This is a genomic window from Cellulosimicrobium cellulans (genome assembly GCF_016921195.1).
Classification (GTDB): Bacteria; Actinomycetota; Actinomycetes; order Actinomycetales; family Cellulomonadaceae; genus Cellulosimicrobium; species Cellulosimicrobium cellulans_F.
Window position 1 is genome coordinate 264469 of the sequence record NZ_JAFGYF010000003.1, and the last position, 13478, is coordinate 277946.

The 13478-nt window shown below is 74.0% G+C and carries 12 protein-coding genes; 7 read left to right on the forward strand and 5 right to left on the reverse strand.

The genetic code is table 11. From position 1 onward, the window contains the following. Window positions 1-217 precede the first annotated feature (217 nt). The 4 genes from JN535_RS09285 (at window position 218) to JN535_RS09300 (ending at window position 4446) form a co-directional block, all read left to right on the forward strand. Window positions 218-1681, forward strand: a complete 1464-nt coding sequence (locus JN535_RS09285; protein ID WP_205205236.1) for a polysaccharide deacetylase family protein — start codon at window positions 218-220, stop codon at window positions 1679-1681. An 80-nt stretch (window positions 1682-1761) separates the two neighbouring features. Continuing rightward, on the forward strand, window positions 1762-3108 hold the full coding sequence (gene xseA, locus JN535_RS09290; protein WP_374100492.1) for an exodeoxyribonuclease VII large subunit: 1347 nt from the start codon (window positions 1762-1764) through the stop codon (window positions 3106-3108). Between the two features lie 64 nt (window positions 3109-3172). Next, window positions 3173-3487, forward strand: coding sequence for an exodeoxyribonuclease VII small subunit (locus tag JN535_RS09295; RefSeq protein ID WP_205205238.1), 315 nt, complete (start codon window positions 3173-3175; stop codon window positions 3485-3487). Continuing rightward, window positions 3484-4446: a carbohydrate kinase family protein gene (locus JN535_RS09300; RefSeq protein WP_205205240.1), complete on the forward strand. Its 963-nt coding sequence runs from the start codon at window positions 3484-3486 to the stop codon at window positions 4444-4446. The genes JN535_RS09295 and JN535_RS09300 overlap by 4 nt, the downstream gene beginning before the upstream one ends. Before the next feature lie 49 nt (window positions 4447-4495). Here the strand turns inward: JN535_RS09300 and JN535_RS09305 are convergent, their stop codons facing one another. The 4 genes from JN535_RS09305 to JN535_RS09320 all read right to left on the reverse strand — a co-directional run bounded on the left by JN535_RS09305 (window position 4496) and on the right by JN535_RS09320 (window position 9036). After that, window positions 4496-5749 (reverse strand): ABC transporter ATP-binding protein, encoded by a 1254-nt coding sequence (locus JN535_RS09305; protein WP_205205246.1) that lies wholly within the window; start codon window positions 5747-5749, stop codon window positions 4496-4498. Between the two features lie 91 nt (window positions 5750-5840). Then, window positions 5841-6692 carry a carbohydrate ABC transporter permease gene (locus JN535_RS09310; RefSeq protein ID WP_205205247.1) on the reverse strand — a complete coding sequence of 284 codons (852 nt, stop codon included), beginning with the start codon at window positions 6690-6692 and terminating at the stop codon, window positions 5841-5843. Then, the gene (locus tag JN535_RS09315) at window positions 6692-7747 is read right to left on the reverse strand and encodes a carbohydrate ABC transporter permease (RefSeq protein WP_307868484.1); all 1056 of its coding nucleotides are present in this window, start codon (window positions 7745-7747) and stop codon (window positions 6692-6694) included. The genes JN535_RS09310 and JN535_RS09315 overlap by 1 nt, the downstream gene beginning before the upstream one ends. Then, window positions 7744-9036 (reverse strand): sugar ABC transporter substrate-binding protein, encoded by a 1293-nt coding sequence (locus tag JN535_RS09320; RefSeq protein ID WP_205205249.1) that lies wholly within the window; start codon window positions 9034-9036, stop codon window positions 7744-7746. The genes JN535_RS09315 and JN535_RS09320 overlap by 4 nt, the downstream gene beginning before the upstream one ends. A gap of 125 nt (window positions 9037-9161) precedes the next feature. Between JN535_RS09320 and JN535_RS09325 the strand changes: the two genes are divergently transcribed. Further along, the gene (locus JN535_RS09325) at window positions 9162-9830 is read left to right on the forward strand and encodes a carbonic anhydrase (protein ID WP_205205250.1); all 669 of its coding nucleotides are present in this window, start codon (window positions 9162-9164) and stop codon (window positions 9828-9830) included. Window positions 9831-9918: 88 nt separating this feature from the next. Then, a complete protein-coding gene (locus JN535_RS09330) occupies window positions 9919-11364 on the forward strand; it encodes a class II fumarate hydratase (protein WP_205205251.1) in 1446 nt (481 codons plus the stop codon). 79 nt (window positions 11365-11443) lie between these two features. Here JN535_RS09330 and JN535_RS20720 read toward each other — a convergent pair whose 3' ends face one another. Further along, a complete protein-coding gene (locus JN535_RS20720; protein WP_205205253.1) occupies window positions 11444-11932 on the reverse strand; it encodes a MarR family winged helix-turn-helix transcriptional regulator in 489 nt (162 codons plus the stop codon). A 74-nt stretch (window positions 11933-12006) separates the two neighbouring features. Between JN535_RS20720 and JN535_RS09340 the strand changes: the two genes are divergently transcribed. Then, window positions 12007-13401: an FUSC family protein gene (locus JN535_RS09340; RefSeq protein WP_205205255.1), complete on the forward strand. Its 1395-nt coding sequence runs from the start codon at window positions 12007-12009 to the stop codon at window positions 13399-13401. Window positions 13402-13478 lie beyond the last annotated feature (77 nt).

Genomic DNA, 13478 nt, shown 5'->3' on the forward strand with positions numbered 1-13478 from the left:
GCCATCGAGTCTAGGCGAGGGCCCGCGCACCGACCTCGGTGAGGCCCGTCACCCACCGGCCGCGCCCGCGCTCCTCACACGGCGGTCGCCGGTGCTCCACCGTCCCTCCGCGACTCGCTGCCGCGAGCGGCACGGACGCGGGCCGCGAGACGGATCTCACCCCGGAAGGGCGGCGCTCCCGGTCGCCGGACGTCCCACGGCGCCGGAGGATCGAGTGATGGCCGACGACCTCGACCCGACCGCTCCCGACGCTCCCCCCGCCGCCACCGGCCCGAGCGGGCCCGCGGGGACCGCCGACCCCGTCGATCCTGCCGGGCCGGCGCGTCCTCGGCGGCGCGTGTGGCGGTGGCTCGTGCCCGGCATCGCCGTCGTGGTGGCCGGTGCGCTCGTCCTCGCCGCGTCCGTGGAGCACGAACGGTGGGTCGAGTCCGTCGAGCGGTACCACGCCGACGTCGCGCAGGCGGAGCGCGACGCCGCGACCGCCCGCGCCGAGGCGGAGGCGGCGTACGCGCCCCGCCTCGCGACGCTCGCCGTGGCGCACGTGGTCGGTGGCGCCGTGCTGGCGCAGAGCGCGGACCAGGTCGCCGACCCGGCCGTGCGCGAGCCCCTGGCAGCGGCGCTGCCGGAGGCCGCCACGCTCCTCGGGCTCCCCGTCGAGTACCCCGTCGAGGACCGCACGGTCGACACGCTCACGCGCCCGAACCCCTTCTTCCCTCGTTCGCTGCCGGAACGCCGGTTCGAGGTCGTCACAGGCTCCACGCCGTCGCCCGAGACGCTCGACGACGCGACGGCCGCGGTCGCCGGGGCGACGCGGGAGGTCGCGACGGCGTGGCAGCAGTGGGCGTACGACGGGCTCGAGGACGCCGTCGCCGAGGGTCGTCCGGTGCTCGCCGAGTCGGCCGGCCTCGTCTCCGACGAGGCGCACCGCACGTCGCTCGACGCCGCGCTCGCCGCCGCGGGCGCCACGCTCGACGCCGGCGTGGGCGGCGCCCCCGTCGCCGAGACCGTCGCGCAGCGCGACGCCGTGCTCGGTGCCACCGAGGCGGTGTGGACCGACCGGCTGGCCCTGACGCTGCAGCAGCGCCGAGAGCTGGGGCGCGCGCAGGGCGTGGACTGCACGGTCGACCGGTGCGTCGCCCTGACGTTCGACGACGGGCCGGGAGCCGACACCGAGCGCTTGCTGCAGACGCTCGCGGACAAGCACGTCACCGCGACGTTCTTCCTCGTCGGCACCAACGTCGAGAAGCGCCCCGACGTGGTGCGTGACACGGCCGCGGCGGGGCACCTGCTCGCGAACCACACGTGGGACCACCCCCAGCTCACGACCCTCGACGACGACGCGGTGCGCGCCGAGCTCGAGCGCACGCAGGACGCGATCACGCGGGCGTCCGGGGTGACACCCACGTTCCTGCGCCCGCCGTACGGCGACGTCGACGACCGCGTCCGGTCGGTCGCGACCCGGACGGGTCTCCAGGTGATCCTGTGGAACCTCGACACGCTCGACTGGAAGACCAAGGACGCCGCGGAGACCCGGCGGCGGGCCGTCGAGGGTGCCCGGCCGGGCAGCGTCGTGCTCATGCACGACATCCACGGCACGACGGTCGACGCCGTCCCCGGCATCATCGACGACCTGCGCGCCCAGGGGTACGTGCTCGTGACGGCCGACCTCCTGGCCCCGTGACCGGTTCCTCCTGGCACGCGCCGCGTCCCGTCGCGCGGGCGCACCGGGTGGGCGTGGGTGGGGTGCGGCAGGCTGGTCCCGTGACCGCCCCGCTCCCCCTGCCCGACGACGTCCCGCGGCCGGGCACGCCGTCCGCGGGTTCCCCTCGGCCCGGGGACAGTGGCCGCGGCCCGCTGCCGGCGCGAGCGCTCGAGACGAGCGCGGACCACCCGTGGCCCGTGCGGCTCCTCGCCCGCAAGATCGAGCAGTACGTGGACCGCATGGCGCCCGTGTGGGTCGAGGGACAGGTCGTCCAGCTCAACCGCCGTCCGGGCACGTCGACCGCGTTCCTCACGCTGCGCGACACCGACCTGGACATGTCCCTGCCCGTCTCCGCGGCGCCGCGCGTCCTCGACGGCGCGCCGCTGACGGAGGGCGCGCACGTCGTCGTGCACGCCAAGCCGGTCTTCTGGACCCGGCGCGGGACGCTCCAGCTCCAGGCGCGCGAGATCCGGCCGGTGGGCGTGGGCGACCTGCTCGCGCGCATCGAGCACCTCAAGCGCGTGCTCGCCGCCGAGGGGCTGTTCGACGCCGACCGCAAGCGGCCGCTGCCGTTCCTGCCGAACGTCGTCGGGCTGGTGTGCGGCCGAGAGTCCAAGGCGGAGCACGACGTGGTGGTCAACGCGCGGGCCCGCTGGCCCCAGGTCCGGTTCGAGATCCGCGAGGTCGCGGTCCAGGGCGCGCACGCCGTCCAGCAGGTGGGCGATGCGATCCGGGCGCTCGACGCCCACCCGGACGTCGAGGTGATCGTCGTCGCGCGCGGGGGCGGTGCCGTGGAGGACCTGCTGCCCTTCTCGAACGAGACCCTCGTCCGGGTGGCGGCGGCGTGCCGGACCCCGCTCGTGAGCGCGATCGGGCACGAGACCGACTGCCCGCTCCTCGACCTGGTCGCGGACCACCGCGCCTCGACCCCGACGGCCGCTGCCAAGCGCGTGGTCCCGGACGTCGCCGAGGAACGGTCGCGGCTGTCCCAGAGCCGCCACCGGCTGCGCACGGCGATCGCCGGCCGGGTGTCGCGCGAGCAGGCCGGGCTCGACGGCCTCCGTTCGCGTCCGGTGCTCGCCGCTCCGGGCACGATGCTCACGGATCGCGAGGAGCGCGTCGCCGCGCTGCGCGACCGCGGCCGCCGCGCCCTGGACGCGCGGCTCGTGCGCGCCGGGGGCGAGGTCGGCCGGCTGGAGGGCCAGGTGCGGGCGCTGTCGCCGGCGTCGACGCTCGAGCGCGGCTACGCCGTCGTCCAGCGCGCGGACGGGCACGTCGTCCGCTCCCCCGACGACGTCGCGGCGGACGACCTCGTGCTCGTGCGGCTCGCGCGGGGCGCGCTCGACGCGCGGGTGACCGGGCCGCACGCCGAGAGCCACCCCGACGGCCCCGGGGTCGCCCCGTGAGGCGGCGACCCGAGAACTACCCGGCGTCCGTTCCGCGGACGGCGTGTCCGACCATGACGCACAGATGGGGTTGAATACTGCCGTGACTTCCTTTGACAACGCTGTCACGACCGACGTCGCGAGCCTGTCGTACGAGCAGGCGCGCGACGAGCTCGTGCAGGTGGTCGCGCGGCTCGAGGCCGGCGGCGAGCCGCTCGAGGCGTCGCTCGCGCTCTGGGAGCGCGGCGAGGCGCTGGCCGCGCGCTGCCAGGAGTGGCTGGACGGCGCGCGAGCCCGGCTCGACGCCGCACGCGCCCAGGACGCGGCGAGCGCGCCCGGCGGCAGGCCGGACGAGACGAGCGACGAGAACCCCGACGACACCACCGGAGACGACCGATGAGCACCAGCCCCGCCGCCCCCGCGCCCGACGGCACCCCGGAGCGCGAGCACGTGCTCGTGGTGGGTGAGGCGTTGATCGACGTCGTGCACCGCGCCGACGGCAGCGTCGACGAGCACCCCGGCGGCAGTCTCGCCAACGTCGCCCTCACCCTCGGGCGCCTCGGCCGCGACGCACGCCTGGCCACCTGGCTCGGCCCGGACGCGCACGGGGAGGCGATCCGGGCCTGGCTCGACGACTCCGCCGTGACCCTCACCTCCGGCAGCACCGACGCCCAGAGGACCAGCGTCGCCACCGCCCACCTCGACGCCCACGGCGCCGCGACCTACGACTTCGACCTGGACTGGCGCGTCCCGGCCGCCACCGCCCCGGACGCGGGCACGCTCGCCGTGCACACCGGCTCGATCGCCGCCGTCCTCGAACCCGGCGCCTCCGACGTGCGCGCGCTCGTCGCCGCCGCACGCGACACCGCGACGATCACCTACGACCCCAACGCCCGCCCCGCCCTCATGGGCGACCCCGCCGACGCTCGTACCCGGATCGAGGCGCTCGTCACCCTCGCCGACGTCGTCAAGGTCAGCGACGAGGACCTCGCCTGGCTCGCGCCCGAGACCGACCCCGTCGACCTCGCCCACCAGTGGCTCACGCTCGGCCCCGCGCTCGTCGTCATCACGTACGGCGGCGACGGCGCCCTCGCCCTCACCGCCACCGGCGAGCAGCGCGTCACCGCCCCGCGCGTGGACGTCGTGGACACCGTCGGCGCCGGCGACTCCTTCATGGGCGCGCTCCTCGACGGGCTCTGGGACGCCGGCCTGCTCGGTGCCGACCGCCGCGACGCCCTGCGCGCGATCGACCCCGGCACGCTCACCGCCCTGCTCGAGCGCTGCGCGGCCGTCGCCGCCGTCACCGTCTCCCGCGCCGGCGCCAACCCGCCGCGACGCGCCGAGCTCGCGTCCACCTGACCGGCGGCCACGAGCCTCGGGGACGGGGCGACCGCGGCCGCCGCGAGCCTCAGACCTGGGCGTCCTGCTTCTGCGCTCGCTCGAGCGAGCGCTTGCGGTCCTCGGCGTTCTCGGTCTCGATGCGCTCGGCCTCGGCGTCGTCCCGCGTGAGGTTCTCGCTCGTCTCGGGGTCGAAGATCATCATCTTCGTCGGGTCGAACCACAGGTCGGTCACGTCGCCGTCGCGCACGCGCGACGCGGAGTCGAGCGCGACGACGAACTGCGTGCGCAGGCCCTCGCCGTCGAGCTCGCGGTCCAGCTCCTCGAGCTGTCCCTTCACGGACTCGTGCATCTCGAACGGGACGTACGCGTAGAGCTCCGCGCCGAGCCACTCGGTGACGTCGATCTGCGCCTCGAACGTGTGCCCCCGGTCCTTCTTGGACGGGTCCACGAGCCGCGCGTCCTCGAAGTGCTCGGGGCGCAGGCCCACGATGACCAGGCCGCGGTCGCCCACGGCCGACGCGATGCTCTCCGGCATGTCGAACTCGCCGAACGGCAACGTGATCCTCCCGCCCGACACCTCGCCCGGCAGGAAGTTCATGGGCGGCGTCCCGATGAAGCCCGCGACGAACAGGTTGACCGGCTGCTCGTAGAGCCCGCGCGGGCTCGCGACCTGCTGGAGCACGCCGCGGCGTAGCACGGCGACGCGGTCGCCGAGCGTCATGGCCTCGGTCTGGTCATGGGTGACGTAGACGGTCGTCGTGCCGAGGCGCCGCTGGAGCCGCGCGATCTCGGTGCGCGTCTGGCCGCGCAGCTTGGCGTCGAGGTTCGACAGCGGCTCGTCGAAGAGGAACGCCTTCGCGTCACGCACGATCGCGCGGCCCATCGCGACGCGCTGCCGCTGCCCACCGGAGAGGTTCGCGGGCTTGCGGTCCAGGTGCTCGCGCAGGTCCAGCATGTCGGCAGCGCGCTCGACCTTCTCGCGGATCTCCTCCTCGCTGTGCTTGCCCTTGGCGAGGCGCAGCGGGAACGCGATGTTCTCGGCCACCGTGAGGTGGGGGTAGAGCGCGTAGTTCTGGAACACCATCGAGAGGTCGCGCTCGCGCGGCGCCTTCTCGTTGACGCGCACGCCGTCGATGTTCAGCTCGCCGGACGTGATGTCCTCGAGCCCGACGATCATGCGCAGGACCGTCGACTTCCCGGAGCCCGACGGGCCGACGAGGATGACGAACTCGCCGTCGGCGATGTCGAGGTTCACGCGGTCCACCGCGAGGAACCCGTCGCCGTAGCGCTTGACGATGTCCTTGAGGGTGATCGACGCCATCAGCTCTCTCCTCGGGTTCGGCGTGCGGCACGGTGCCCGGCGGTGCGGGCGAGGCGCGGCGGTGCCGCGGCGGGCTGCGGGGCGGTGAGACTCATCCCTTCACCGCCCCCTGGGTCAGGCCGGAGACGATCTGGCGCTGGAACAGCACGACGAGCACGACCACCGGGATGGTCACGACGACGGCCGCGGCGGAGATCGCGCCGGTCGGCTCCTCGAAGTACGACGCGCCGGTGAAGAACGCGAGCGCCGCCGGGACGGGGCGGGCCGCGCTCGTCGACGTGAGCGAGATGCCGTAGACGAAGTCGTTCCACGCGATGAAGAACGCGATGAGCGCGGTGGTGAACACGCCCGGCGCGGCGAGCGGGACGATCGCCTTGCGGAACGCCTGCCACGGCGTCGCGCCGTCGACCTGGGCGGCCTGCTCGAGCTCCCACGGGATCTGCCGGAAGAACGCCGCGAGCGTCCAGATGGAGATCGGGAGCGTGAGCGACAGGTACGGGATGATGAGCCCGAGCCAGGTGTCGTAGAGGCCGATGTTGCGCCAGAGGTTGAACAGGGGCGTGACGATCGAGACGACCGGGAAGATCGAGACGCCGAGCGCCGTCGTGAGGATGAGGCGCTTGCCCGGGAAGTTCAGGCGTGCGATCGCGTAGGCGCACAGCGTCGCGAGCACGACGGCGATGACGGTCGCGATGAGCGAGATGCCGATCGAGTTGCGCAGCGCGGAGAGGAACAGCTCCTGCGCGGAGCCTCCGGACGCGAGGATCTGCTCGTAGTTGTCGGAGCTCCACCGCGGCGGGAGGAACGTCCCGGAGTTGATGTCGCTGGGCGCCTTGAAGCTCGTCATGAAGATCGACGCCACGGGGAACAGCGCCCCGACGAGGACGACGACCGTGATGACGGCCCACCAGATCTTGGCCTTGGTGCTGAGGACGCTGCCCATCACTTCTCCCCCCTCGCGCCGGCGAGATCCACCTTGAAGAGCTTGATCGCGACGAAGCAGATGAGCACGACGCACAGGAACAGCAGCACGGAGATCGCCGAGCCCATGCCGATCTGGAGCTGGCCGATCGAGGTGCGGTAGGCGAGCAGCGAGAGCACCTCCGTGCCGTTGGCACCGTTGGTCATGATGAAGACGTTGTCGAAGATGCGGAAGGCGTCGAGCGCGCGGAACAGGACGGCGACCATGATCGCGGCCTTCATGTTCGGCACGATCACCCGCGTGAACCGCTGCCACGCGGTCGCGCCGTCGACCTTCGCGGCCTCCTCGAGGTCGCCCGGCACCTGTGCAAGCCCGGCCAGCAGGAGGAGCGAGATGAACGGCGTCGTCTTCCAGACCTCGGACGCGATGATGACGAACAGGCTCGTGCCCTGCTGCGCGAACCAGTTGAGGTCCGGCCCGATGCCGGGCACCCAGTCGAACCAGTGGTTGACGTACCCGGAGGTGATGTCGAACGCGTAGAACCAGGCGAACGCCGAGACGACGGTGATGATCCCGTAGGGCACGAGGATCGCGGTGCGCAGGAGCCCGCGCAGGCGCCTGATCGCGCGGTGCATGACGAGCGCGAGCGCGAACCCGAGGATCAGCTCGATGACGACCGTGACGACCGTGATGAAGAGCGTCACGCCGAGGTCGCGCCACCACACCGAGTCCGTGAGGATCACGATGTAGTTGTTGAGCCCGACGAACGCGCGGTCGTCGGGGGCGGTGAGCTTGTAGTTGAAGAGCGAGTCGTAGACCGCCTGGAGGATCGGGTACAGCGTCACGGCGAGCATGACGACGAACGCCGGCCCCGCGAGGTACCACCCGAGGCGCGCCTCGGCGCGGGCCCGGTCGCTGCGCGCGGCCTTCGCCGCGGCGTCGGGCGCGCCGCGGGCGTCGTCCCGGGACGCACCACGGGACTCAGAGCCGCGGCGGGTCGGCGCCTCGTCGGCGTTGGTCGACGGCGTGGCGTGCCGGCCGCGGGGCGCGGGCTCGGCGGGAGGTCCGGCGTTCACAGGAGTCGCTCCCCTCGCAGGACGGCGGTGATGAACTCGGTGGACTGCTGCGGCGTCGTGTCGGGGTCGACGTCGGCAGGCGGGTACCACGTCTGCTGCAGGCCCGTGGAGACCTCGTTGTAGAACGGCGTCTGCGGCCGCGGCGCGGCCTGGTCGAGCGAGTCACGGATGACGTCGTACATGGGGAACGCCTTCTGGACGTCCGGGTCCTCGTACGCCTCGATGCTCGCGGCCGGGTTGCCGTTGGTGACGAAGTACTCGGCCTGGTTCTCCGGGCTGACGATGCACTGTGCTGCCTCGTACGCGAGGTCGGTGTGCTTGCCGAACGCCCCGATGCCGAGCGAGATGCCGCCGTAGGGCGGGCGGGCGTCCTCGCCCTCGGTGGTCCGGGGGTACAGCGCCCAGCCGATGTCGTCGAGCAGCGACTGGTCGAGCGAGCCCGCCTCGACGGCGCCCTGCGTGGAGGACCAGACGAACGGCCAGTTGACCATGAACGACCCGCTGTCGCCCTGGAACTTGGTGAGCGACGCCGGCTCGTCCTCGCTCGGGAGGCCCGGCCCGCCGACGCCGGAGGTGCCGATGTCTCCGATGATCTGCGCGGCGGCCTTGCCCGCGTCGGTGTCGAGGCCGAGCTTCACCTCGTCGGCCGGCGCCTCCGGGTTCTCGATGATGTGGCCGCCCGCGCCCTCGACGAGCGCGTTGATCCACACCGTCAGGGACTCGGCCTTGGCGCCCTGGACCGCGAGGAGCTTGTCCTGGTCCTGCGCCGCCTGCATGATCTGCTCCCACGTGACGGGCTGCGACAGGTCGAGCCCCGCGGCCTCGGCGACGGACTTGCGGTACCACAGGAGCTGGGTGTTGGCCCAGAACGGGATGGCGACCAGCTCGTCCTTCCACGTCGACGCGTCGATCGCGCCCTGGACGACGTCCTGCGTCGTCGCGTCGGCGACGTCGGCCGGTACCGGTGCGAGGAAGTCGGCCTCCGCGAACTCGGCGATGAACACCGGGTCGAGGCTCATGATGTCGATCGACGAGTCCTTCGCCGCGAGGCGTCGGGCGAGCTGCTCGCGCTGCGACGCGGCGTCGCGCGGCAGGAGCTCGGTCTGGATCCGGTACGCGCCCCCGGCGGCGTCCGTGCAGGAGGCGGCGATGTCGGCCTGTCCGCCGTTGTCCGGGTTGATGTACCACGTGAGCACCGGCGTCCCGTCGTCGCCCGGGCCGCACGCGGCGAGCGGCGCCACGAGCCCCACGGCGACCAGGACGGCGAGCGCTCGGGTGCGTCGACGCACGTCAGCTCCCCTCGGTCGCGGCCTGCCGGTTCCACCGGCGTCCCCTCCATGGCTACACCCGGACCTCGTGGCTCGCCATGCGAACGCCCGCTGCCTGCGACGACGCCGTGCGTGATCATGGGTCCATGACGTCTGCCTCTTCCCCCGCTCCCCTCACCCCGGCCGAGGCCTGGGCGACCCTGCGCGCCGGCAACGACCGGTTCGTCTCGGACGCCCCGATCCACCCCTCGCAGGGTGCGGACCGAAGGCGGGAGACCTCGGCGGCGCAGCACCCGCACACGGTGCTGTTCGGGTGCTCGGACTCGCGCGTCGCGGCGGAGATCATCTTCGACCAGGGCCTCGGCGACATGTTCGTCGTGCGGACCGCGGGCCACGTCGTCGACACCACGGTGCTGGGCTCGATCGAGTACGGGGTCGAGATCCTCTCCGCGCCGCTCGTCGTGGTGCTCGGGCACGACTCGTGCGGCGCCGTGGGCGCCGCGGTGGAGACGCTCACGACCGGGGCCCAGGCCGACGGGTTCGTCCGGGCCGTCGTCGACCGGGTCATCCCGTCGGTCGCGAAGATCACGGGCGCCGGCAACGGCTCGCTGGAGAACCTCGACCCCGCCGTGCTCCGACGCGAGCACGTGCGCAACACGGTCGACATGCTGCACTCCTACTCCGCCGGCCTCGCGGCCGCGGTCGCCGAGGGTCGCTGCGCGATCGTCGGCGTCGAGTACGACTTCGCCGAGGGCCGCGCGCACCTGGTCGACGTCGTGGGCGACGTCGGCGAGGCGCCCCGCGCCGACGTATGAGCTCGCGCCACGGGCACCTCCTCGCACCCCGCGTGACCTCGGTCACGCGGGTTGCGGGAGCCTGCGCGCGGTGCGGCAGGATGGCCCCATGACTGCATCTCCCGAGGCTCCCGGCGCCGCCGCCGGCGAGGCCGCTCCGACGACCGAGTACCGCATCGAGCACGACACCATGGGTGAGGTGCGCGTCCCCGCGCAGGCGCTCTACCGCGCGCAGACGCAGCGCGCGGTCGAGAACTTCCCGATCTCCGGCACCCCGCTCGAGCGTGGCCACATCGAGGCCCTCGCCCGTGTGAAGAAGGCAGCGGCCCGGGCGAACGCCGAGCTCGGCGTGCTCGACGAGGACGTCGCCGCGGCCATCGTCGCAGCGGCCGACGAGGTCGCGTCGGGCGCGCACGACGCGCACTTCCCGGTGGACGTCTACCAGACCGGGTCCGGGACGTCGTCGAACATGAACACGAACGAGGTGCTCGCGACGCTCGCGACGCGCTCGCTCGGGCGCGACGTGCACCCGAACGACCACGTCAACGCGTCGCAGTCCTCCAACGACGTGTTCCCCACGTCGGTGCACGTCGCGGCGACCGCCGGGGTCGTGCGCGACCTCGTGCCGGCGCTCGGCCACCTGGCCGCGACGCTCGAGGCCAAGTCCGCCGAGTTCGCGACCGTCGTCAAGTCGGGCCGCACGCACCTCATGGACGCCACGCCCGTGACGCTCGGCCAGGAGTTCGGCGGCTACGCCGCCGCGATCCGCTACGGCGTCGAGCGCCTGGAGGCGGCGCTCCCCCGCGCGGCCGAGGTCCCCCTCGGCGGCACCGCCGTCGGCACGGGCATCAACACGCCCGCCGGGTTCCCGCAGCGCGTCATCGCGCTGCTCGTCGAGGACACCGGCCTGCCGCTCACCGAGGCGCGCGACCACTTCGAGGCGCAGTCGTCGCGCGACGGTCTCGTCGAGCTGTCCGGCGCGCTGCGCACCATCGCGGTGTCGCTCACCAAGATCTGCAACGACCTGCGCTGGATGGGCTCGGGCCCCAACACGGGCCTCGGCGAGATCTTCATCCCCGACCTCCAGCCGGGCAGCTCGATCATGCCGGGCAAGGTGAACCCGGTGGTCCCGGAGGCCGTGCTCATGGTCGCCGCGCGCGTCGTCGGCAACGACGCGACCGTGACGTGGGCGGGCGCGTCGGGCTCGTTCGAGCTCAACGTCCAGATCCCCGTCATCGCGCAGGGCGTGCTGGAGTCGATCCGTCTCCTCGCGAACGCCTCGCGCGTGCTCGCCGACAAGACCGTCGCGGGCATCACCGCGAACGTCGAGAAGGCGCTCGCGCTCGCCGAGTCGTCGCCGTCGATCGTCACGCCCCTCAACCGCGTGATCGGCTACGAGGCGGCCGCGAAGGTCGCGAAGCACTCCGTCAAGGAGGGCGTCACCGTCCGCCAGGCCGTGATCGACCTCGGCTTCGTCGAGCGCGGCGAGGTCACCGAGGCGCAGCTCGACGAGGCGCTCGACGTCCTGTCGATGACGCGCCCGCCGCAGGCCTGAGCGTCGACCCGGAGGCCGGGCGGAGCGGGACGACCCGCCCCGCCCGGCCTTCGTCGTCCCGGCGTCGCGCGGGACGACGTCAGTAGTCGACGGGGTCGAGGCGGCGCAGCACGACGGCGAGCAGGCGCGCGAGCTCGTCCCGCTCGTCCTGGTCCAGGTCGGCGAGCGCCGCGCGCTCGCGATCGAGCTGCTGGGGGAAGACCTCGTCGACGAGCGCGGTCCCCGCGGCGGTGAGCGCGACGAGGACGCCGCGCCGGTCACGCTCGGCGACGGTCCGCTCGACGAGCCCGGCGCGCTCGAGCCGGTCGAGGCGCTTGGTGATCGACGCACCGGGAGCGCCCGTCATCGTCGTGACCTCGCCCGCGCGCAGCGGCCGCCCGGCGCGGCGCAGCGCCGCCAGCACGTCGAACTCCGCGCGCGAGACGTCGTGCCGTGCCGCAGAGCGCTCCAGCGCCGCCTCGAGCAGCGCCGCGACGCGCCGCAGCCGGGCTCCGACCGCCGACGTCGCGGTGTCGAGGTCCGGCCGCTGCTCAGCCCACTCCGCGCGCACGCGGTCGACGTAGTCCACGGACCCAGGATAGGGCGGTTCTCACACTCATTCACTAGTGAAACATCTCGGAACAACCGCTAGGCTGGCCGTCGATGCCCCTCTCCTCCCCCGCCCGCCCGGTGTTCGCGCCCGTGCGCGCCGCCGCACAGGACGTCCTCGACCCCGCTCATCTGCGCGCCGCGCTGCGCGTGAGCCCTGCCGACGCGACGGTCGCCGCCGCGCTGCGGTGCGGTGCGGCGGTCGCCCTCGCGATCGCTGTCCCGGGCCTTCTCGGCCGCCCCGACCTCGCGGCGTTCGCGTCGCTCGGCGCGCTCACCTCGCTCTACGGCCGGTACGACCCCTACCGCCGGCGCGCAAGCCTCCTCGCCACCGTCGGCACGCTGATGACCGGCACCATCGCGGCGTTCACCCTGCTGGCCGCGACCGGCGCCCCCACGCTCGTGACGACCGCGGCCGTCGCGCTGCTCGCCGCGGGCGCGACCGCCTTCTGCCTCCTCGTCCGCACGGGGCCGCCGGGGGCGACGATCGTCGTCTTCGCCGCGGGTGCGGGCCTCGCGGGCGCGCCGGCCCTCGCCGACGTCGGCCCGCGCGTCGTCGCCGGTGCGTCCGGTGCCCTCCTCGCGTGGCTCGTCTGCATGGCCGGAGTGCTCGTGCGGCCCACCGCGCCCGCGCGCCTCGCCGTCCGGCGCGCCGCCGACGCCGTGGCGATCGTCGCGCGGGATGCCTCGCGCGGCGCTGACGCCGCCCCCGACGTGCGCCCCACCGACGCGGCGCTCCCGAGCCCGCGCGGTGCGCACGCCGCGCGGGTGGCCGTCGGGCGGGCGCGCGAGGTGCTCGCCGACGACTCGACGTGGCGCCTGCCCCGGGGTGCCGTCGCCGCGCTCTCCCGCGAGCTCGACGAGGTCGAGCGGGCGCTCGACGCCCTGGGTGCTCCGCGCGAGGACGGCGCAGCGCCCGTCCGGGCGTCGCTCACCGCCCAGGCACGGTCCCGCGTCCGCGGCCCGTGGCGGCTCGCGACGGCGCGCGTCGGCGTCGCCGGGCTCGTCGCGGGCGGGGCCGCGGCCGTCGCCGGCCTCGGGCACGCCGCCTGGGCGACCATGGGCTCGACCGCCGTCCTGCAGGGCGAGTCGGCGCGCCACGCCGTCGTGCGGGCCCTCCAGCGCGGTGCCGGAACCGTGGCGGGCGCGCTGCTCGCGTGGCCGCTGCTCGCCGCTCCGCTCGGCTTCTGGGGAACCGCCGCGGTGGTCGTGGTGCTGCAGACCGTGACCGAGACGATCGTGGGACGCCACTACGGTCTCGCGATGCTCACGATCACGCCCATGGCGCTCCTCATGACCTCGCTGGCCCACCCGGCCGACCCGGCCGTGCTCGCGCTCGACCGCGCGCTCGACACGGTCCTGGGCGCCGTCGTCGGCGTCCTCGCCGTGGTCCTCGTCCACCCCCGAGCCCGGCCTGGCGCGAGGGGGCACCACCAGCCGCCGGGGTAGAACCTCGGTACCCCGTGGTAGGACCGTGGCACCGCGAGGTAGAGCCCTGGTCGAGACCAGGGCTCTACCTCGCGAGG

Excerpts from the sequence above, each read along its gene's own strand:
- JN535_RS09285 (WP_205205236.1), top strand. The coding sequence starts at position 218 with ATGGCCGACGACCTCGACCCGACCGCTCCCGACGCTCCCCCCGCCGCC.
- JN535_RS09295 (WP_205205238.1), top strand. The coding sequence starts at position 3,173 with ATGGGGTTGAATACTGCCGTGACTTCCTTTGACAACGCTGTCACGACC.
- JN535_RS09300 (WP_205205240.1), top strand. The coding sequence starts at position 3,484 with ATGAGCACCAGCCCCGCCGCCCCCGCGCCCGACGGCACCCCGGAGCGC.
- JN535_RS09305 (WP_205205246.1), bottom strand. The coding sequence starts at position 5,749 with ATGGCGTCGATCACCCTCAAGGACATCGTCAAGCGCTACGGCGACGGG.
- JN535_RS09310 (WP_205205247.1), bottom strand. The coding sequence starts at position 6,692 with ATGGGCAGCGTCCTCAGCACCAAGGCCAAGATCTGGTGGGCCGTCATC.
- JN535_RS09325 (WP_205205250.1), top strand. The coding sequence starts at position 9,162 with ATGACGTCTGCCTCTTCCCCCGCTCCCCTCACCCCGGCCGAGGCCTGG.
- JN535_RS09330 (WP_205205251.1), top strand. The coding sequence starts at position 9,919 with ATGACTGCATCTCCCGAGGCTCCCGGCGCCGCCGCCGGCGAGGCCGCT.
- JN535_RS09340 (WP_205205255.1), top strand. The coding sequence starts at position 12,007 with ATGCCCCTCTCCTCCCCCGCCCGCCCGGTGTTCGCGCCCGTGCGCGCC.